The organism is Sulfolobus sp. B1 (assembly GCF_007050195.1).
In the GTDB taxonomy this organism is placed as follows: domain Archaea; phylum Thermoproteota; class Thermoprotei_A; order Sulfolobales; family Sulfolobaceae; genus Saccharolobus.
This window is the reverse complement of sequence record NZ_QIMI01000294.1, coordinates 1-897: the sequence shown is the minus strand read 5'-3', so window position 1 is coordinate 897 and position 897 is coordinate 1. Positions and strand designations below refer to the sequence as shown.

Sequence of the window (897 nt, the reverse complement as noted above, 5' to 3'; positions counted from 1 at the left end):
ATGATAAACAGAGGAGGATATAAAGTATGGCCCACTAAGGTTGAAAATAAGTTATATCAACATCCAGCAGTGTTAGAAGCTTGCGTGGTCTCTACTCCTGATCCTAGATTAGGAGAAGAGGTTAAGGCATATATCGTATTAAAGCCGGATTACAAAGGTAAAATAACTCAAGAGGATATTAGAGAATGGTGCAAACAGCATATGAACGCATATGAGTATCCTAGAATTATAGAATTTGTTGAATCTCTTCCCAAGAGTGGATCTGGAAAAATATTATGGAGAGTTTTACAAGAGAAAGAAAAGGCTAAGAAAGCCTAGAATGTATACAGTTAATAATGTAATTAACGTTGGACTCAGCTAACCTTCTTATACTATTTTCTCCTAATAGTTTAGCTAGGAGTCCCAAATCCATTTTAGCACTCCAAATTACTTTTGTAGAATTTTGGGTCTCATAAAGGTTTAGCGAAATGTTAATTTTAATGCTCACTCCAGCCGATCTTCCGTTACCGACTATTTCAATTTTCTCACTATCTTTAATTATTTTTGCATTTATATTGGCTGTAATTGTGGACATATGCGGAATGTTAAAGTCACTGACATCTATCTTGAAAGTTGCACCTATCTCGCCATCTCTCTTAATTTCGTAACCTTGTAAGCCCGGTAGACATTCTGTAAACATTTTTGGCTCTGTTAAAAATTCCGATATTTTTGCCTTTACCTTGTTTACCACGAACTCTCCACTGATCTCCATTTCATTTCCCTCTTGCAATTAACGATAACAGAAGATATAAAGCAGTTTCGTATCTCTCTTCATCTAATGATCCTTTTCTCTCCATTATACTTCTTAAAAATATTTTTGGTATTCCAATTTTTTCCAAGTATTTTTCAAAGTTCATT

The 897-nt window shown here is 34.3% G+C and carries 1 protein-coding gene and 2 pseudogenes; 1 reads left to right on the top strand and 2 read right to left on the bottom strand.

Annotation, left to right across the window (positions count from 1 at the left end; genetic code table 11):
- Nucleotides 1–318, top strand: a pseudogene (locus DMP16_RS10270) (long-chain fatty acid--CoA ligase); the annotation flags it as partial.
- Here DMP16_RS10270 and DMP16_RS10265 read toward each other — a convergent pair.
- Both DMP16_RS10265 and DMP16_RS11590 read right to left on the bottom strand, forming a co-directional pair.
- Nucleotides 305–751, bottom strand: a complete 447-nt coding sequence (locus DMP16_RS10265) for a carbon monoxide dehydrogenase subunit G (protein ID WP_069282805.1) — start codon at nucleotides 749–751, stop codon at nucleotides 305–307. The pseudogene DMP16_RS10270 and the gene DMP16_RS10265 overlap by 14 nt on opposite strands.
- Before the next feature lies 1 nt (nucleotide 752).
- A pseudogene (locus DMP16_RS11590) lies at nucleotides 753–897 on the bottom strand (FAD-dependent oxidoreductase); the annotation flags it as partial.